This is a genomic window from Pseudomonas sp. GL_090 (genome assembly GCF_057837765.1).
In genome coordinates, this window is record NZ_CM174452.1 from 1485845 (window position 1) to 1503537 (window position 17693).

15 protein-coding genes and 1 riboswitch are annotated in these 17693 nt (G+C 62.4%); of the genes, 3 read left to right on the top strand and 12 right to left on the bottom strand.

Annotation, left to right across the window (positions count from 1 at the left end; all coding sequences use genetic code 11):
* Nucleotides 1-205: 205 nt before the first annotated feature.
* The 7 genes from atzF to AC3ITA_RS06635 all read right to left on the bottom strand — a co-directional run bounded on the left by atzF (nt 206) and on the right by AC3ITA_RS06635 (nt 9999).
* Nucleotides 206-1984 carry an allophanate hydrolase gene (gene atzF, locus AC3ITA_RS06605; RefSeq protein WP_489279797.1) on the bottom strand — a complete coding sequence of 593 codons (1779 nt, stop codon included), beginning with the start codon at nt 1982-1984 and terminating at the stop codon, nt 206-208.
* Between the two features lie 25 nt (nt 1985-2009).
* Nucleotides 2010-5657, bottom strand: coding sequence for an urea carboxylase (gene uca, locus AC3ITA_RS06610; RefSeq protein WP_489279799.1), 3648 nt, complete (start codon nt 5655-5657; stop codon nt 2010-2012).
* Nucleotides 5658-5923: 266 nt separating this feature from the next.
* Nucleotides 5924-6565, bottom strand: a complete 642-nt coding sequence (locus AC3ITA_RS06615; protein ID WP_489279801.1) for an urea amidolyase associated protein UAAP2 — start codon at nt 6563-6565, stop codon at nt 5924-5926.
* An 11-nt stretch (nt 6566-6576) separates the two neighbouring features.
* Entirely contained in the window at nt 6577-7302 is a 726-nt protein-coding gene (locus AC3ITA_RS06620; protein WP_489279803.1) for an urea amidolyase associated protein UAAP1, read from the bottom strand.
* 13 nt (nt 7303-7315) lie between these two features.
* Nucleotides 7316-8104 (bottom strand): ABC transporter ATP-binding protein, encoded by a 789-nt coding sequence (locus AC3ITA_RS06625; protein ID WP_489279805.1) that lies wholly within the window; start codon nt 8102-8104, stop codon nt 7316-7318.
* Nucleotides 8101-8916, bottom strand: coding sequence for an ABC transporter permease (locus AC3ITA_RS06630; RefSeq protein ID WP_489279806.1), 816 nt, complete (start codon nt 8914-8916; stop codon nt 8101-8103). Before AC3ITA_RS06630 ends, AC3ITA_RS06625 begins: the two co-directional genes overlap by 4 nt.
* 15 nt (nt 8917-8931) lie before the next feature.
* Nucleotides 8932-9999, bottom strand: a complete 1068-nt coding sequence (locus AC3ITA_RS06635) for a putative urea ABC transporter substrate-binding protein (RefSeq protein ID WP_414929211.1) — start codon at nt 9997-9999, stop codon at nt 8932-8934.
* Between the two features lie 60 nt (nt 10000-10059).
* Nucleotides 10060-10160, bottom strand: a riboswitch (guanidine-I (ykkC/yxkD leader).
* Nucleotides 10161-10439: 279 nt separating this feature from the next.
* On the opposite strand from AC3ITA_RS06635, the gene AC3ITA_RS06640 reads away from it, so the two are divergent.
* Nucleotides 10440-10688, top strand: a complete 249-nt coding sequence (locus AC3ITA_RS06640; protein WP_150673082.1) for a hypothetical protein — start codon at nt 10440-10442, stop codon at nt 10686-10688.
* 167 nt (nt 10689-10855) lie between these two features.
* Nucleotides 10856-11311, top strand: a complete 456-nt coding sequence (locus tag AC3ITA_RS06645) for a hypothetical protein (RefSeq protein ID WP_095945113.1) — start codon at nt 10856-10858, stop codon at nt 11309-11311.
* Nucleotides 11312-11444: 133 nt separating this feature from the next.
* Here the strand turns inward: AC3ITA_RS06645 and AC3ITA_RS06650 are convergent, their stop codons facing one another.
* On the bottom strand, nt 11445-12557 hold the full coding sequence (locus tag AC3ITA_RS06650) for an enoyl-CoA hydratase/isomerase family protein (protein ID WP_095945112.1): 1113 nt from the start codon (nt 12555-12557) through the stop codon (nt 11445-11447).
* Between the two features lie 132 nt (nt 12558-12689).
* Between AC3ITA_RS06650 and ung the strand changes: the two genes are divergently transcribed.
* On the top strand, nt 12690-13382 hold the full coding sequence (gene ung, locus AC3ITA_RS06655; protein WP_008050720.1) for a uracil-DNA glycosylase: 693 nt from the start codon (nt 12690-12692) through the stop codon (nt 13380-13382).
* Between the two features lie 92 nt (nt 13383-13474).
* Here ung and AC3ITA_RS06660 read toward each other — a convergent pair whose 3' ends face one another.
* The 4 genes from AC3ITA_RS06660 to AC3ITA_RS06675 are packed head-to-tail and all read right to left on the bottom strand — an operon-like array spanning nt 13475 to nt 17512.
* Nucleotides 13475-14509, bottom strand: a complete 1035-nt coding sequence (locus AC3ITA_RS06660) for an AbrB family transcriptional regulator (protein ID WP_095945111.1) — start codon at nt 14507-14509, stop codon at nt 13475-13477.
* Nucleotides 14502-16016: a tripartite tricarboxylate transporter permease gene (locus AC3ITA_RS06665; protein WP_095945110.1), complete on the bottom strand. Its 1515-nt coding sequence runs from the start codon at nt 16014-16016 to the stop codon at nt 14502-14504. Before AC3ITA_RS06665 ends, AC3ITA_RS06660 begins: the two co-directional genes overlap by 8 nt.
* Before the next feature lies 1 nt (nt 16017).
* On the bottom strand, nt 16018-16476 hold the full coding sequence (locus AC3ITA_RS06670) for a tripartite tricarboxylate transporter TctB family protein (protein ID WP_095945109.1): 459 nt from the start codon (nt 16474-16476) through the stop codon (nt 16018-16020).
* 58 nt (nt 16477-16534) lie between these two features.
* On the bottom strand, nt 16535-17512 hold the full coding sequence (locus tag AC3ITA_RS06675) for a Bug family tripartite tricarboxylate transporter substrate binding protein (RefSeq protein WP_095945108.1): 978 nt from the start codon (nt 17510-17512) through the stop codon (nt 16535-16537).
* Nucleotides 17513-17693 lie beyond the last annotated feature (181 nt).

Genomic DNA, 17693 nt, shown 5'->3' on the forward strand with positions numbered 1-17693 from the left:
TTGCATTCTAATGGCACAGCGGGGAAATAACTGCTCCATGTGCGCGGCGAATGGTCGTTCCCATGTTCCACGGAGGTTGCAGGTGCTCCTTGTGGGGAGCTTGCTCGCGATATAGGTGTGTCAGTCACATCAATCGTGAATGTGCTGACGCTATCGCGAGCAGGCTCGCTCCCACAGGGTTTGGTGTTGCATGGGAGTCTGGTGCTTAGCCCAGTGATTTCAGATACATCCGCCAACCACCCAAATGGCTGATGTTCACCGCGCCTTCCAGCCCGTACGCCTCGCAGATAAACCCGCTCTCCCAACGACCGTCCGCCAGTTGCACCTTGCCCAATCCCAATGGCGCCGGAATTCCGGTCAGGAACGAACCCAACTCGCTGCTCGGCAACTCCCAGACTTCCACCGCAATCGCCACGCCGCCGTCCTTCACGCGGACCATGCCCGGACGAAACGGCGGGCCGCCGGCCAGGGCATGGAGTTGATAATCCGGCGAGCTGAATGTCGTTTCCACCAAACGGGCCCCGCGCTGCTTGAGTTGCCAGTTCAACGCCAACCCGTCCAGGTGTGCACCACAGACCACCAGCCGCGCCCGATCATGGCGGGCAACCGTCGTCGGTGCAGGCGCGACCAGGCCTTGCTGACGCTGCAGGGTATCCGCCACGCTCAACAGGTACTGATCGGTAAAGGCCCGGCCAAACAGCGTCACCCCCCAGGGCATGCCGTTGTCCATGAACGCGCTGGGCACGGCGACGGCGGCGTAGTCGAGCAGGTTCATGAAGTTGGTGTAGTAGCCCAGTTCCGAATTGCGCAGCACCGGTTCGGCCTCGAGCTGCGCCAGCGTCACCGGGCGGCCGATGGTCGGCGTGATGACGCAATCCAGGCCTTCCAGTGCTGTGTCGCACAGGGCTTTGAGCGCTTGCAGCCGGTATTGGGCGCGGAAGGTTTGCACGCCATCGACGGTGGGTGCCTTGGCCAACACGGCGCGAATCACCGGCAACACGGCCTCGGGATTTTGCGCCATCAACTTCCCGGCCACGCTGTAGCGTTCGGCCACCCACGGACCCTCATAGAGCAAGCGTGCGGCCTCCAGAAACGGCGACAGGTCCAGTTCCACCGCTTCGCCACCCAGGGCCTTGAGGCGGTCGATGGCATCACCGAACAACAGCGGACCCTCAGGGCAACCGAAGAATTGCAGGTCCTGTGCACGGGGTACGCCGAAACGGAAGGGGCGCGGTGTACCGAACGCCGAACCGTCGTTCCACAGGGGGTTGCTGCGGCTGTATTCGTCCCGAGGGTCGAGGCGTGCGGTGAGCGCCAGCAACTGACTGGCTTCCCGCGCCGTGGCGGTGAAGGTGGTGACGCAATCCAGCGTACGACAGGCCGGAACCACGCCAGCCGTCGAGATCAGGCCCTTGGTGGCCTTCATGCCGACCAGATTGTTCAACGCCGCCGGCACACGCCCTGAGCCGGCGGTGTCTGTGCCCAGCGCAAAACTCGCGACCCCGAGCGCCACCGCCAGCGATGATCCGGCGCTGGAGCCGCCCGACGGATACTCCGGCAACACGCTGTTGGGGCACGCGCCATACGGTGAGCGGCTGCCGTTGAGCCCCGTGGCGAACTGGTCGAGATTGGTCTTGCCCAACGGAATCGCACCAAGGGCCAGCAATTGTTCGACGATGGTCGCCGAACGCTCCGGCACGTAGGCGAATGCCGGGCACGCCGCCGTGGTCGGAATGCCCGCCAGGTCGATGTTGTCCTTGATCGCGAACGGCACGCCATACAGCGGCAGGCTAGCGAGATCGCGACCGTCGAGGGCGGCGAGGTAAGGCTCCAGTTCATCGACACTGAGCAAGTGGATGAACAGGTGATAGTCCGGGTTCAGCGCGGCGGCTTTGTCCCGCAGTTGCAGCAGCAATTGCCGTGGCGTGATGCGGCCGTCGCGATAAGCGCCGCGCAGGGTGTCGAGTTGCAGATCGATGTTCATGGCGATAGTCCTTTTCAACATGGGTTCAGTCAAGTTCCAGCACCACAACGCGCTGCCCGGCGCGCACCGCCGAACCCGGTTGCACGCGAATCTCGCGTACCACGCCGGCCATTGGCGCGAGCAGGGGGATTTCCATCTTCATCGACTCCAGGATCACCAGCACGTCACCGGCCTCGACACGGCTACCGGTCTCGACCTGAACCTGCCAGAGGTTGCCGGCGATGTGGCTGTCGACGCTTTGCTGACCGCTGGTCAGCGGTGCATCTTCGGTCGCCTCCGGGGCCAGTTCTTCACTGTCGAAATGCGCCTGGCCACTGGCGATCCAGCGTTCGCGCTCGGCGTTGAATGCGCCTTTTTGCTGCTCGCGAAACGCGTCGATGGTCTCGGCTTCCCGGGCCAGGAACGCCTGGTATTCCGCCAGGTTCAACTGACTGTGCTCGATGTTCAGGTCGAAGCGCCCGAGGGGGAAATCCCGGCGGATGCGCAGCAGTTCATCGGCGCTGACCGGGTAGAAACGGATCTGGTCGAAAAACCGCAGCAACCAGGGTTTGCCATCGAACGCGGCGACTTCGCGGTAGCGGTTCCACATCTGCAAGGTGCGCCCGACAAACTGATAGCCGCCGGGGCCTTCCATGCCGTAGACGCACATGTAGGCGCCACCGATGCCCACGGAGTTTTCCGCGGTCCAGGTGCGCGCCGGGTTGTACTTGGTGGTCACCAGGCGATGGCGCGGGTCGAGCGGGGTGGCGACCGGTGCGCCGAGGTAGACGTCGCCCAGGTCCATCACCAGGTAACTGGCGTCGAACACCGTGCGCTGCACTTCATCGAGGTTCGGCAGGTCGTTGATGCGGCGGATGAACTCCAGGTTGCTCGGGCACCACGGCGCGTCCTTGCGCACCGTGGTCATGTATTTCTCGATGGCCAACCGGCACGCCGGGTCGTCCCAGGAAAGGGGCAGATGCACGATGCGCGAGGGCACTTGCAGGTCCTTGGCGGCGCACACGGCGTCCCATTCGCCGGCGACGATGCCGAGCAGGTCGGACAGCGGCAGTTGCTCGGGCTGATAGTGGATTTGCAGTGAGCGGATGCCGGGGGTGAGGTCTATCACGCCGTGCAGGTCTTTGCTTTCCAGCGCCTGCATCAGGGCGTGGGCGCGGAAGCGCAGGACCAGGTCCAGTTCCGGGGCGCCGATTTCCAGCAGCAGGTGGGTGTCGCCGGACAGGCGCGCCACCAACCGCGTATTGTCCTGACCCAAATCCAACACAACAGGCGACACAATCCCCTGTAGGAGTGAGCCTGCTCGCGATTGCGGTGTTTCAGTCACAGAGATGTCGGAGGTGATGCCGTCATCACGAGCAGGCTCACTCCTACAGGAGGGATTCCATTTCAAGGCGAGGGCTCGGGCAGTTTTGATATCGACCGGCAGGAACTGCACCTTGTCCCCGGCCTTGAGCTGCCCCAGTTGCCAAAGATCCGCCTCGATCACCGTCACCGGGCACACGAACCCGCCGAGGCTCGGGCCATCCGGGCCGAGGATGACCGGCATGTCACCGGTAAAATCCACCGCGCCGATCGCATACGGATTGTCGTGGATGTTCGACGGATGCAAACCGGCTTCACCACCGTCGGCGCGCACCCACTCAGGCTTCGGTCCGATCAGGCGAACGCCGGTGCGGCTGGAGTTGAAATGCACTTCCCACTGCGTGGCGAAGAAGGTGCCGATGTAATTTTCCGTGAAATATTCCGGCGCACCGTGGGGGCCGTAGATCACCCGGATCTGCCGAATCACCGGCAGCTCGGTGACCTGTTCTTCAGCCAGTTGCTGACCGGCACGGCGGTCATTCAGGGCTGGCAGGTGCAACACATCACCGGCTCGCAACGCGCGGCCACCGTGGCCACCAAACTGGCCGAGGGTGAAGGTGCTTTTGCTGCCCAGATAATCCGGTACCTGCAGGCCGCCACGCAGGCACAGATAGCTGCGCGCACCTGCGCCGGCAATGGTGCCAAGGCTCAACGTCGCGCCCGCTGGAATCAGCAGTGCCTTATTCATCGGTACGCTTTCGCCGTTCAAAGCCAACGGGATCACCGCTCCGGTCACTGCCACCACCGCCTCGCAATTGAAGCGCAACAACGGCCCGCTCATGGTGATTTCCAGCGCCGCCGCGCCTTCGTCATTGCCCAGCAAACGGTTACCCAGACGCAGCGCCCGACTGTCCATCGGCCCCGATGGCGGCACGCCGACCGCCCAGTAACCGAGGCGCCCGGGGTAGTCCTGAACGCTGGTTTGCGTACCGGCGCTGAGCACTTCAAAGGTGTTGGCCTGATAGACCAGACCTTCCAGGCAACGGGTCCACGGCTGGCCGCTGGCGAAAGGCGCATCGAGCAGAATCTGCCGCAGGTAATCGCGGTTGGTTTCCACGCCGTAGAGCTGGCTGGCACCCAGTGCCTGATGCAGATCCGCTGCGGCCTTCTCGCGAGTCGGCGCCCAACTGATGATCTTGGCGATCATCGGGTCGAAGTAGGGCGGGATCTCGCAGCCAGCCTCGACCCAGGTGTCGATACGCAGTTCAATGCCATTGGCCACGGGGAAATCCACGGCGGTGAGCAAGCCTGGGCTCGGTTGAAAATCCCGCCCCGGATCTTCGGCATACAAACGCGCCTGAATCGCATGGCCCACCGGTTTCAAACCCTGTACCAGATCGCTCAGGGGCGGCAGGTCGCCGGCCACCAGTTGCACCATCCAGCGCACCAGGTCGACACCCCAAACCTGTTCGGTGACGCCGTGCTCCACCTGCAATCGGGTGTTTACTTCCAGAAAATAGAAACGCCGGGCCTCACTGTCGAACACAAACTCCACGGTGCCGGCGCTGCGGTAGTTCACTGCCTTGGCCAGTTTGATGGCCGCCGCGCACAGCGCCTCGGCCATGCCGTCGGGCAGGTTCGGCGCTGGGGTTTCTTCGAGGACTTTCTGGTTGCGACGTTGCACCGAGCAATCGCGTACGCCGAGGGCGATCACCTCGCCACGACCGTCGCCGAACACCTGCACTTCCAGGTGGCGGGCGCGCTGGATGTACTTCTCGATGAACACCCCGGCGTCGCTGAAGTTGTTCTGGCCCAGGCGCTTGACCGCTTCGAAGGATTCGCTCAACTCGGCCGCGCTACGGCACACGCGCATGCCGATCCCGCCACCGCCAGCCGTGCTCTTGAGCATCACCGGGTAGCCAACCTGTTCACCGGCCAGCAGCGCGGCATCGAGGCTGTCGAGCAGTTCGGTGCCTTCGAGCATCGGCACGCCGTGTTGTCTGGCCAGGGCGCGTGCGGTGTGCTTGAGGCCGAACACCCGCAGTTGTTCCGGCGTTGGGCCGATGAAGGCAATGTTGACGGCCTCGCAGGCTTCGGCGAACGCGGCATTTTCCGAAAGAAAGCCGTAGCCGGGATGGATCGCGCTAGCGCCGGTGGACTTGGCGATGGCGAGGATCTTGTCGACCGCCAGGTAAGTTCCAGCCGCTGCACCCTCACCGAGGCAGTGGGCCTCATCGGCTTGCAGGATGTGCAGGCTGGCGGCATCGGCTTCGGAGTACACGGCAACGCCCTGCACTTGCAGTTCACGCAGGGTCCGCAGGATGCGACAGGCAATGGCGCCACGGTTGGCAATCAGGACTTTTTCGAACATGGCATAACCCCTGATGGGGATGCGGGCCGTCCCGCAGTTTTTCGAAAGGCACCGGGGTCGTCCCCGACGGCAACATCAACGCAGATCACTGTGGGAGCGAGCCTGCTCGCGATAGCGGTGGGTCAGCCAACACAAGTGGTGAAGGTGCTGACGCCATCGCGAGCAGGCTCGCTCCCACAGGGTTTAGTGGTGTTTGGACGGTTTGAAGCACTGCCCGGAACGGACCTGGCACAAGACAAACAACCAGCGGCGCAGTCTCGGGAATTTCAATTCCATACCAGCAGCTCCGCAGGGGTGGGGTTGTAGGCGTTGCAGGGGTTGTTCAGTTGCGGGCAGTTGGAGATCAGCACGATCACGTCCATATCGGCCCGCAGGTCGACGTACTTGCCCGGTGCGGATATCCCGTCTTCAAAGGTCAGCCCACCGTCGGCGGTGACCGGTACGTTCATGAAGAAGTTGATGTTCGGCCCGATGTCGCCCTTGCCCAGGCGGCCATCGTGAGCACAGGCGCGCAGGTAGTTGTCGCGGCAGCTGTGCATGTGGCGTTTTTCCAGGGCGTAGCGCACGGTGTTGCTCTCTTGTGCGCAGGCGCCGCCGAGGGTGTCGTGACGCCCGCAAGTGTCGGCGACGATGGTCAGCATCGGCTTGCCGAGGTTGGAATAGAGCACGCTGCCGGTGCTCAGGTACACGCTGTTCTGCCGACGCAGGGTGCGCTGCACGTCGTAGCGCTCCCTGGGATTGGCGACGCTGTAGAACAAGGTGTCGACAGCCTGGTTGCCCTCAAGGTCGAGGATGCGCAGGGTCTGTCCGGCCTTGACCTCCATCAGCCAGGGTTCGCCGGCGGGGATGGTGGCGCGGTAGACGGCCGTTTCAGGCGACTGTGGAGCGATGGCGATTGCGGGTGACATGGCAGCGATCCTCAGACAAACAAACGGTCGGTGTTGATGAAGCCGCGCTCGTTTTCCGGGCGCGAGGTGCGGCAGTGTTCGGCGACGCTGGCGTCGGCGTTCATCCAGCTGAGCTTCAGCGGTTTCGGTGCATATTCCGGCGACGGGTCCATCGGGTGCTGCAGGGCGGTGAGCACCACGAGGGTGTCCATCGGCGCGTACAACTCGATGTAGTCGCCAGCCTTGGAATTGCCCTCGACGAAATGGAAGCGCCCGGCGTCATCGACGCTCACGCGGCTGAACAGGTTGAGGGTCATCAGCAGATCGGACAGGCCCAGCCCCCACTTGCCCAGCTCCACCAACAGGTTGTCGGTGCCGTTGCGGAAGAAGCCGTTGCGCAGTTCCTGATAGCGGCCCGCGCCGTACTTTTGCGCCACTTCTTCAGCGCAGAGCACGCCACCCAGGCTGTCGGTCCAGCCGCAGGTGTCGGCGGTGATGGCAGCCAGCACGCGGCCCATGTCCGAGTACAGGCAGTGGCCGGTAGTGAGCTTGGCGGTGTGTTGGCATTTGAGGCTGTCGGGCAGGTTCAGGCGTTCGGTTTTTTCATTGGCGTTGAGCAATGTCAGGCTGACATTGGCACCGCCGCGCAGGTCGGTCAGGCGCAGCAGTTGTCCGCGTTTCAAGACGAAGGAACGATGGCCGCCGCCGGGGAGCATTTCTTCGGCGAAGGGCGGGAACAGTCGGGTCGAATCAGTCATTTGCAAAATTCCTCTAAGCGATACGAAGCGTGCCCGCCAAAGGAGCCGGCAAGGCATCGACGGCGGCACGGAGGGTGCGGCGGTCGCTGTTCAAAGGGATGTCGTAGGTGATGCGTGCGCCATAGCGGCCGGGCGCATGCGGGTCGAGGCGGACCTTGTCGAACACCAGCAGGCGTGTGCCGAGGCTGAAGCCTTCGGACAGGTCATGGGTGACCATGAACACCGTCAGTCGGGTCTCGCGCCACAGCTCCAGGAGCAAGGCGTGCATGTCTTTGCGGATGCCCGGGTCGAGGGCGCCGAACGGTTCGTCGAGCAGCAACACCCGCGGCTTCATGATCAGCGCCTGGGCGATGGCCAGCCGTTGTTGCATGCCGCCGGAGAGCTTTGCCGGGTACTTGTCCAGCGAGTGGCCAAGGCCGACTTTGTGCAGCAGCACCGAAGCCTGTTCGCGGGCCTCTTTTTTCGCGCTGCCGAACAGACGTCCGAGTAGCGGCGAGCGGGGCAGTTCAAGGCCGAGGGCGACGTTGTCCAGCACGCTGAGATGGGGGAACACCGAGTAGCGCTGGAACACCACGCCACGGCTGGCGTCCGGCTCGCCGGCCAAGGGCTGACCGTCGAGCAGGATCTCGCCGCGACTGGCGCGTTCCTGGCCGAGCAGCAGGCGAAGGAAGGTCGATTTACCGCAACCGGAAGCCCCCACGAGGGTGCAGAACTCACCTTCGTTGACGTTCAGGTTGAGGCCTTCGAGCACCACTTGATCGGCGTATTGCTGCCAGACGTTTTTCACCGTGATGAAGCTCATTTGGCCGCACCTTCATACCAAGGGAATGCGTGGCAGGTCAGTTGCTTGAGCCCCCAATCCATCAGCCAGGCGAGCAAGGTGATCCACACCACGTAGGGCAAAATCACGTCCATCGCCAGGTAGCGGCGCACCAGGAAAATCCGGTAGCCGAGGCCGTCGGTGGAGGCGATGGCTTCGGCGGCAATCAGGAACAGCCACGCCGAGCCGAGCATCAGTCGCAGCGAAATCAGCAGTCGTGGCAGCAGTTGCGGCAACACCACCCGCAGCATCAGGGTCCAGGTAGACGCGCCGAGGGTCTGGGCCTTGATCAGCAACTCCACGGGTATTTCCCGGGCGCGCTGTTCCAGGTCCCGGGCCAGCGCCGGAGTAATGCCGATCACGATCAGCATCACTTTCGACAACTCACCCAAACCGAAGACGATGAACAGGATCGGCAGGATCGCCAGCGGTGGCACCATCGACAGCACGGTCAGCAAGGGTGACAGCGGCGCACCGAACAGCGGCAGGGTACCGGCGGCGATCCCCAGGCACAGCCCGGCCAGGGCGCTGATGCCCAGGCCGATGGCCAGACGCCGCAGGCTGGATGCCGTGTCCTGCCAGAGCAGGTATTCGCCGGTGCGGCTGTCGGCCACGAACGCCAGGCGTTTCACCGCATCGGTCATCTGCACGGCGCTGGGCAGCAGCTTGTCGTTGGGGTTGTCCGCCAGTCGCTCGGCCGAGCCCATGAAGTAAGCGAACAGCACCAGGGCGAACGGCAGGATCACCAGCAACAGGCGACTCGGGCGGTCCGGGTGACGGTTGATCAGGCGCATGGCCAGGTCTCCTGATTACAGCTTGGCGTCGGCGGCCATCTGCACGTAACTCGGGTCGAAGCGCAGTTTGAGGTTGCCCTTGTCGCCGCTGGTCACGCCGTTGGCGAAGGCCATGCCGACCGCGCTGGTGTCCTTGGCGCCTTCACCCAGCAAGCCGTGCTGGAAGGAGAACTCGGCGACCTTGCGCATGGTTTCCGGCAGTTGCTTGCTGGTGCTGAACGCCAGGGCTTCTTTCGGGGTGGCGAACAATCTGGTGGTGTCCAGTTGCGCCTGAAAACCCGCCAGGTCAGTGCCGGAGGCCTTGGCCATGTGCTCCAGGGCGGCTTTGCTGGCGGCGTTTTTCGCGCTCATCAACTCGACCACTTCGAACCAGGCGCCGGTCAGTGCCTTGCCGAGGGCCGGGTTGTCTTTGAGGGTCTGGGAGTTGACCACCATCATGTCCATGATTTCGCCGGGGATCTGGCTGGAGTTGAACACTTCAGTCACCGCGGGCTTGGCCTTGATGTCCGAGAGCATCGGGTTCCAGGTGGTGACGGCGTTGACCTGATCGGTGTTGAAGGCGGCCGAGATATCGGCGTCGGAGGTATTGACCACTTTCAGGTCTTTCTCGGTGAGGTCCACCGAATCCAGGGCCCGGGCCAGCAGGTAGTGGGAGACAGAGAGCTCCACGAGGTTGACGTCCATGCCCTTGAGGTCGGTGACTTTCCTGCCTTCGCCCTTGAGCACGATGCCGTCGTTGCCGTTGGAGAAATCGCTGACGATCAGTGCGGTACTGTCGACGCCGCCGGCGGCCGGAATGGTCAGCGCGTCCATGTTGGTCATGGTGCAACCGTCGAACTGGCCGGCGGTGTACTGGTTGATGGATTCGACGTAGTCATTGAGCTGCACCACATCAATTTTGATGCCGTACTTTTTTGCCCATTTGTCGACGATGCCCTGGCTGCCGGCATATTCCCACGGCATCCAGCCGGCGTAGATCGTCCAGCACACGCTGAAGTGGTCTTTCTGGGCGGCCTGGGACGAGAAGCTCACGAGGGCGGCGAACGCAGCGGCGAGCAGGGCGGGTAAACGAAGCTGAGACATGGTGGTTCTCCAGTTGATCAAGGACGGACAGGACGGCAGCGGCACCGCTAACGGTGGCTTGTCTCCCGGGCTTTTGTCCCGCCGTGTAACCTCAACTGGAGGTCGCCAACTCTCGGACCAGTCACTCGCGATTGCGAGCCGGAACCCTAGTCAGCCATTGCAAATTGTGGTGCCGCGAACCTGTAGTGACGCCTGCACTTTTTTTGGAACAAGAGCGCTAAAGCGAGAGACGTGCCAAGTTGGTCCGAGCGCTCTAGCGTGGGGGCCAGGGAGGTCGACGGTGTTGGTTGGAAAGGCGCGCTGCCTTGTGATGGTGCGCGGGTGCACCGCATTGGAACCTGTCCGCCGCTGATCAGAAGGTGGATGCAACGTCGCACTTGGCAGGGGATTGCCAGTCAAAAAAGGTGTCACTGCTGTCGCAGGTCTTTACGGAGGCCGCCATGTTACGTCGATTGTTGTTAGGTGCAGTACTCGGTCTTGGGTTGTCTGGCTGCTACTACTACGCCGGTCCTGCCGACGTCTACGGGGGACCTTATTACTACCCCGGCTACTACTCGCCCTATTACTACGGTTACTACGGTCCACGTTATTACGGTGGCCATCGCTCCTATTACTACGGTGGGCATGGTTACTACCGTGGCCACGGCGGTGGACATCATGGCGGTGGCCATCGCGGTGGCCACCGTTGATCAGGGCGTGAATGGATGAAAAACCTTTCATCGGTCAGATGTTTCTAGGTGTTTCAAGGACGCACCAGATTCCGAATTCGGTGTCTGATATTTCGACAGTCACCGAACATTTGACTGTCGCCTGCCAGCGTCGTTGGTGTGGCTTACCCGCGGTCCAGGAGGCCGCCATGCTCTGTCGAATACTTCTGCTAGCTGTGTTGGGATTATCCCTTGGTGGGTGCGTGCCTTATTACGATGAAGGAGGCAGTTACTACAGTTCTGAGGCCTATACCTCGCCGGCGCCAACCCATTACGCCGGGGGGAGTTCCTACTACTACAATGGTGGCGGTTACTACACACCGCCGCCCCGGTATTACGTGCCTCCAGCGCGCTACTACCAGCCGACACCGCGCTATTACTCACAGCCGCGGATCTATCAACCGTCGCGCTATTACTCGCAGCCGCGGATGTATCAACCCTCGCGCCATTACCAGTCGGCCCCTCGTTACTATCAGCCGTCGCGGGGCGACTACCGCATGCATCAGAACCATCACTGGGACGGCCGTAACCGCGGGAACTGGAACAACGACTATCGCGGTCACGACGGTCGCGGCTATCGCAGCGGGCGGAGTAATCACCGCTAACCGTTAAACCGAATAAATACAAAACCTGTGGGAGCGAGCCTGCTCGCGAAGGCGGTGTGTCAGACAGCAATAACGTCGACTGACACGCCCTCATCGCGAGCAGGATCGCTCCCACATTTTTTATGCCTGGACTTCAGTATTCGGACAAATCCGCCAACGGATGCCGACCTTCCCACGCCTTGTGAAAGTGCGCTTCTACCACCGCGTCCGGCACTTTGTTGATGTCCGGCCAGTGCCAGTGCGGTTTCTGGTCCTTGTCGATCAATCGGGCACGTACGCCTTCGCTGAATTCCGGATGACGACAGCAGTTGAGGCTCAGGGTGTATTCCATCTGGAAGACTTCGGCCAGCGACAGGTGCCGGGCACGGATGATCTGCTCCCACACCAGATGAGCGGTCAGCGGCGCGCCTTCGCTCAGGGTCCTGGCTGCACGGCTCAGCAACAGGTCGGTGTGATCGCGCAAGGCGCTGATGGCCTTCCAGGCGCAACGCACGTCGCTGACATCCAGCAACTCGTCGATCTGCTGTCGGCGCGGCAGCCACTGGGCTTCGGGCATCTGCGCCACGGCTTCCTGCTGCAAGGCCTTGAGCAGGCTGTTGAGCTGCATCGGTGTCTGTTCCTGCCAGTTCAATTGCAACAGGCCTTCGATCAATTGCGGCTGCTGCTCATCGAGCAGGAAACGATCGGCCAGGTCCAGGTCGATGGCATCGCGGCCGTTCATGTGCGCGCCGGTCAGGCCCAGGAATAGCCCGAGCTTGCCAGGCAGGCGCGACAGAAACCAACTGGCGCCGACGTCCGGGTACAGGCCGATGCTGATCTCGGGCATGGCCAAGCGGCTGCTCGGCGTGACGATACGGGTGCTTGCCCCTTGCAACAGCCCCATGCCACCGCCGAGCACATAGCCATGGCCCCAGCAGATCAGCGGTTTAGGGTAGGTATGGAGTTTGAAGTCCAGGCGATATTCCGCCGCAAAAAACTGCGCGGCCAGTGGCGGTACTTCACCCGGATGGACGCGACAGGCCTCCACCAGGCTGCGCACTTCACCGCCGGCGCAAAAGGCCTTGGCGCCGTTGCCGCGCAACAGGACGCAGACGATTTGCGGGTCCTTGGCCCAGGTTCCCATGCGGTCGCGCAGGGCGTTGATCATCGGCAGGGACAGGGCGTTCAGGGATTTTTCGGCATCCAGGCTGGCGATGCCGATGCGTGCGCCGTCGGTGCCGGTGAGTTCTTCGAAGTGCAGATTCATCGTGACCTCGATCGGGAATTTGAGGGTTAAGTATGATCGCTGTGTGGGAAAGTGCCGGATCTGCGACAGATCAATTGACAAGCGTGATGCGCTTTCCTAGGGTTCGCCCCATTGTTTTTGCCGGATGTAACCATGACTGCTGACGACCGTATCAAACTCGAACCGGGCTGGAAGGAGGCACTGCGTGCCGAATTCGACCAGCCCTACATGGCAGAGTTGCGAAACTTCCTGCAACAGGAGCGGGCGGCGGGCAAGGAGATCTATCCGCCGGGGCCGATGATTTTCAACGCGCTCAATTCCACGCCGCTGGACAAGGTCAAGGTGGTGATTCTCGGTCAGGACCCTTATCACGGCCCGGGCCAGGCCCATGGCTTGTGCTTCTCGGTGCAACCGGGCGTACCGGCGCCGCCGTCGCTGGTGAACATTTACAAAGAACTCAAGCGCGACCTGAACATCGACATCCCCAACCATGGCTACCTGCAGAGCTGGGCCGATCAGGGCGTGCTGATGCTCAACACCACCATGACCGTCGAGCGCGCCAACGCCAATGCGCACAAGGACAAGGGCTGGCAGTTTTTCACCGATCGGGTCATTGAAGTGGTCAGCCAACAGCAACCGCATCTGGTGTTCATGCTGTGGGGCGCTCATGCCCAGAGCAAGCAGAAGCTGATCGATGCGACCAAGCATCTGGTACTGACCTCGGTACACCCGTCACCGCTGTCGGCCTATCGCGGCTTTCTCGGTTGCGGGCACTTCAGCCGCACCAACAAGTTTCTGGAGCAGAATGGCGAGACGCCGATCGAGTGGCGGTTGCCGCCGGTTTGAAAAGCATCGCCAGCAGGCTGGCTCCCACATTGGTTTGCGGTGTTTACAAAACCTGTGGGAGCCAGCCTGCTGGCGATGAATTCGACTCGGTCTTACTCCGGATTCCGGTTCCAGTACTTGAACAACGGCTCCGCCAGAAACAGCACAAACAACAGCCGCATCACCTGCATCGCCGTCACCAGCGGCACCGACAGTTGCAGGGTCTCCGCCGTCAGGCTCATCTCGGCAATACCGCCAGGCATCATGCCCAAAGTCAGTGAACGCAGATCCAGATGGGTCAGCGCACTCAAGCCCAATGCCGCCACCGTGGCGATCAACATGGTCAACACCGTGCCGATCAAGGTGCGCCCCATGAACGATGGCGCATGCCGGAAAAACTGCCGGTTGAAGTGACAGCCCAGGCCGCTGCCGATCAACCATTGGCCAATCTGGCTACCACCATTGGGCAAACCGATGTGCAGATCCCAGCCGATGCTGACCGCCGCGCTGACCAGCAACGGCCCGAACAGCCAGGGGTTGGGTTGGCGCAGGCGCTCCCAGATCCAGGCCGCCAACGCACCCGCGGGGAACAACACCGCCAGCCAGCGCCAATCGATGCTGCCAACGTGGGAATTTGGCGTACCGTCGCCCAACAAATACTTGAAGGCTGCCGGTACGCACAGCACCACCACCAACACCCGCAAGCTCTGCCCCGCCGCCACACGGCTGAGCACCGCGCCATTGCGGGCGCCGAGGTTGACCATCTCCCCGGAACCGCCGGGCATGCTGGAAAAGAACGCCGTGGCGCGATCTTCACCGGTGCGACGCATCAGCCACACGCCGACGACCGCCGACAGGCTGGTGACCAACGCACCGAAGAAGATCAGACCGAAATGACTGAGTACCTGCTCCACCACCACTGGAGTGAAGTGCAGGCCGATACCGATACCGACGATCCACTGGCCGCACTTGCGCCCGCCAGGGATTTCGGCCAATTGCCAGGGTGTCAGACAGCGCACGAGGATGATCGCCAGCAATGAGCCGACCATCCACGGCAAAGGCCAGCCGACCTGGCTGGCGAGGAAACCGCCCAGCAGGCCGACCAGCGGGGTTCCCCACCAGAGTGTGAAGGGGGACCGATCAGACATCGGCGATAACGCCTTGCGCGGCCGAACGTTTGCGCCAGATGCGGATGAGCGGCATCAGCAGCATGATCGCCGTCAGGATCCAGCAACCGAAGGTGATCGGGCTCGACCAGAGGATTTCCAGCGCACCGTTGGAAATCGACAGGGCGCGGCGCAGGTTTTGTTCCATCAGGCCTCCGAGGATGAAGCCCAGCAATACCGGCGACAGCGGGAAGTCCAGCTTGCGCAGGATATAACCGAAGATGCCGATGCCGATCATCAGGAACAGGTCGAACGTTGTCGCGTGCACCGCGTAGACGCCAATCCCGGTAATGATCGCGATCACCGGTACCAGCGCCCAGTTCGGCACGGCGAGGATGCGGGTGAAGATGCGGATCATCGGGATGTTGAGGATCACCAGCATCACGTTGGCGATGAACAACGAAGCGATCAGGCCCCAGACGATGTCCGGTTGCTGTTGGAACAGCAGCGGGCCCGGGGTGATGTTGTACAGCGACAATGCGCCGATCATCACCGCCGTGGTACCGGAACCTGGAACGCCGAGGGTCAGCATCGGCACCAGCGCACCGCAGGCCGCGCCACCGATGGCGGTTTCCGGCGCTGCGAGGCCGCGCATGTCACCCTGGCCGAAAGTACCCTTGGCACCCGCCATGCGTTTTTCGGTCATGTAGGCCACGGCACTGGCCAGGGTCGCACCGGCACCCGGCAACACGCCCATGATGAAACCCAGTACGCCGCAACGGATATTCACCGCGAACACCGACGCCGCTTCCTTGAAGTTGAACATCATGCGGCCGGTGGCTTTCACTGCTTCCTGGCCGTGATGGGTTTTTTCCAGCAGCAGAAGGATTTCGCTGATGGAGAACAGGCCCAGCACCAGCACGACGAACTGGATGCCGTCGGTCAGGTGGATGTTGTCCCCGGTGAAGCGATACACACCGCTGTTGGCGTCGATGCCGACGGTCGACAGGAACAGGCCGATCAGCGCCGCGATGAACGTCTTCAGCGGACGGTCACCGGCCATGCCGCCGAGGCAGACAATCGCAAACACCATCAGCACGAAGTATTCCGCCGGGCCGAAGGCAATCGCCCATTTCGCCAGCAGCGGGGCGAACAGCACCATGCCGCAGGTTGCGATGAAGGCACCGATGAACGAACTCCATGCCGACAGCGACAGCGCTACACCGGCCAGGCCTTTGCGGGCCATCGGGTAACCGTCGAGGGTGGTCATCACGGTGGACGCTTCGCCCGGGATGTTCAGCAGGATCGAGCTGATCCGGCCGCCGTATTCGCATCCCAGGTACACCGCCGCCAGCAGGATCAGCGCCGATTCCGGTGGCAGACCGAGGGCGAATGCGATCGGGATCAGCAACGCCACGCCGTTGATCGGCCCCAGGCCCGGCAACAGGCCGACCACGGTGCCGATCAGGGTGCCGCACAGTGCGGTCACCAGGTTGTACGGGCTCAGCGCGACGCCGAAACCCTGACCCAAATAGCCAAGAGTATCCATATCAGTTCTCCAGAACGTCGAGCACGCCAAGCGGCAGCGGCACGTCCATCAACTTGTCGAACAGCAGGTAGAGGCCGACGGCCATCAGACTGATGATCACGATGCTCGGCACCCAGCGACCGCCATACAGACGGGCCATGGGCACGCCGATCAGGATGCTGGCGACGATGAAACCCAGGGGTTCGAAGGTGCCGGCGAACACCAGCAAAAGCGCCACACAGATGCCGATCTTGGTCAGGGTTTCGCGGTCCAGCGGCGGCTCGTCATCGCTGTGCTTGATCGGCGCGGGACGAAACACCATGTACAGCAGTGCCGAACCCATCAGACCGAGCATCAGCAACGGAAAGGCCCGAGGCCCCACCGGTTCGTAGGAAAAAGCCGCTTGATACGGCCACGCCATCAATGCCAGGCCGAGACAGGCCAGCAACAGCACCGAAGCAAAAATGCGTTGTAAGAGCATGGGGAACTCCTGTGCCGCGACTCCGCCAAACGGAGCCGCGGCCGCTAGACAGGGGCGATCACTGGATCAGGCCGAACTCTTTGGCCAGCACTTTGTAGTCGGCGACTTGTTTCTTCACGTAAGTGTCCAGCTCCGGGCCGGTCATGGCGAACGGGAACAGTTCACGCTGATCGCGCAGCTTGGCGAACTCGGGTGATGCCAACAGCTTGTCGAAGGAGTCCTTCCACCAGGCATAGTCTTCATCGCTGACTTTCGGCCCGAGGTAGAAACCACGGACCACTGGCCAGACGATGTCGTAGCCTTGCTCGCGGGCGGTCGGGATGTCCTTCATTTCCGGCTCGTCCAGGCGCTTGTCGGCGAACACCGCCAACAGGCGCATGTCGCCGCTCTGGATGTGCGGCATGGAGTCGGAAATGTCGGTGCTGCCGACCTGGATGTGGCCGCCGAGCAGGGCGGTGGCGATTTCGCCGCCACCTTCGAGGGCAACGTAACGCAGGTCACGGGGGTTGATCCCGGCGGCCTTGGCGATCAAGGCAGTTTGCATCCAGTCCTGGCTGCCGACGGTGCCCCCGGAACCGATCACCACTTTGCTCGGATCTTTCTTCAGCGCCTGGACCAGATCGTCGAGGGTCTTGTAAGGCGAATCGCTTTTCACCGCGATGGCGCCGTAGCTGGTGCCGACAGCGGCCAGCCAGCGCACATTGGTTTCATCGAAACGACCGAACTTGCCCTGGGCCAGGTTCAGCAGCGAACCACTGGACCAGGCCACCAGGGTGCCCGCATCGGCCGGACGCTGGGCGACCACCGCGTTGTACGCCACCGCGCCGACACCGCCGGGCATGTAGGTCACGCGCATCGGTTTGGTCAGCAGTTTTTCGTTGACCAGCGCGCTTTGCGCCAGTTTGCAGGTCAGGTCGAAACCACCGCCGGGCGAGGCCGGGGCGATGCATTCCGGGCGTTTTGGCTCGGCCATGAGTTGGCCGGCGAACAGCACACAGCTGGCGGCGAGGGCGAAACGGCGCATTGAACGGCTCATTTTTGTCTCCATTGGAGTTGTTGTTTTTCGGGATGATTCAGGTGCGACGATTTCGCACGGTGCTGGCGCGTTCGAGTCCGTACGGACTGAACGACGAGCAGCCGGCTTCGGCGCTGGCAAGCGTAAACATCGGGGAGCGAGAGAAAGGGCGGGGCGGGCAAGCCTGAAGCTGTGTGGACAG

Excerpts from the sequence above, each read along its gene's own strand:
- AC3ITA_RS06615 (WP_489279801.1), bottom strand. The coding sequence starts at position 6,565 with ATGTCACCCGCAATCGCCATCGCTCCACAGTCGCCTGAAACGGCCGTC.
- AC3ITA_RS06630 (WP_489279806.1), bottom strand. The coding sequence starts at position 8,916 with ATGCGCCTGATCAACCGTCACCCGGACCGCCCGAGTCGCCTGTTGCTG.
- AC3ITA_RS06645 (WP_095945113.1), top strand. The coding sequence starts at position 10,856 with ATGCTCTGTCGAATACTTCTGCTAGCTGTGTTGGGATTATCCCTTGGT.
- ung (WP_008050720.1), top strand. The coding sequence starts at position 12,690 with ATGACTGCTGACGACCGTATCAAACTCGAACCGGGCTGGAAGGAGGCA.
- AC3ITA_RS06635 (WP_414929211.1), bottom strand. The coding sequence starts at position 9,999 with ATGTCTCAGCTTCGTTTACCCGCCCTGCTCGCCGCTGCGTTCGCCGCC.
- uca (WP_489279799.1), bottom strand. The coding sequence starts at position 5,657 with ATGTTCGAAAAAGTCCTGATTGCCAACCGTGGCGCCATTGCCTGTCGC.
- AC3ITA_RS06665 (WP_095945110.1), bottom strand. The coding sequence starts at position 16,016 with ATGGATACTCTTGGCTATTTGGGTCAGGGTTTCGGCGTCGCGCTGAGC.
- AC3ITA_RS06625 (WP_489279805.1), bottom strand. The coding sequence starts at position 8,104 with ATGAGCTTCATCACGGTGAAAAACGTCTGGCAGCAATACGCCGATCAA.
- AC3ITA_RS06675 (WP_095945108.1), bottom strand. The coding sequence starts at position 17,512 with ATGAGCCGTTCAATGCGCCGTTTCGCCCTCGCCGCCAGCTGTGTGCTG.
- AC3ITA_RS06650 (WP_095945112.1), bottom strand. The coding sequence starts at position 12,557 with ATGAATCTGCACTTCGAAGAACTCACCGGCACCGACGGCGCACGCATC.
- AC3ITA_RS06670 (WP_095945109.1), bottom strand. The coding sequence starts at position 16,476 with ATGCTCTTACAACGCATTTTTGCTTCGGTGCTGTTGCTGGCCTGTCTC.
- AC3ITA_RS06620 (WP_489279803.1), bottom strand. The coding sequence starts at position 7,302 with ATGACTGATTCGACCCGACTGTTCCCGCCCTTCGCCGAAGAAATGCTC.
- AC3ITA_RS06660 (WP_095945111.1), bottom strand. The coding sequence starts at position 14,509 with ATGTCTGATCGGTCCCCCTTCACACTCTGGTGGGGAACCCCGCTGGTC.
- AC3ITA_RS06640 (WP_150673082.1), top strand. The coding sequence starts at position 10,440 with ATGTTACGTCGATTGTTGTTAGGTGCAGTACTCGGTCTTGGGTTGTCT.
- atzF (WP_489279797.1), bottom strand. The coding sequence starts at position 1,984 with ATGAACATCGATCTGCAACTCGACACCCTGCGCGGCGCTTATCGCGAC.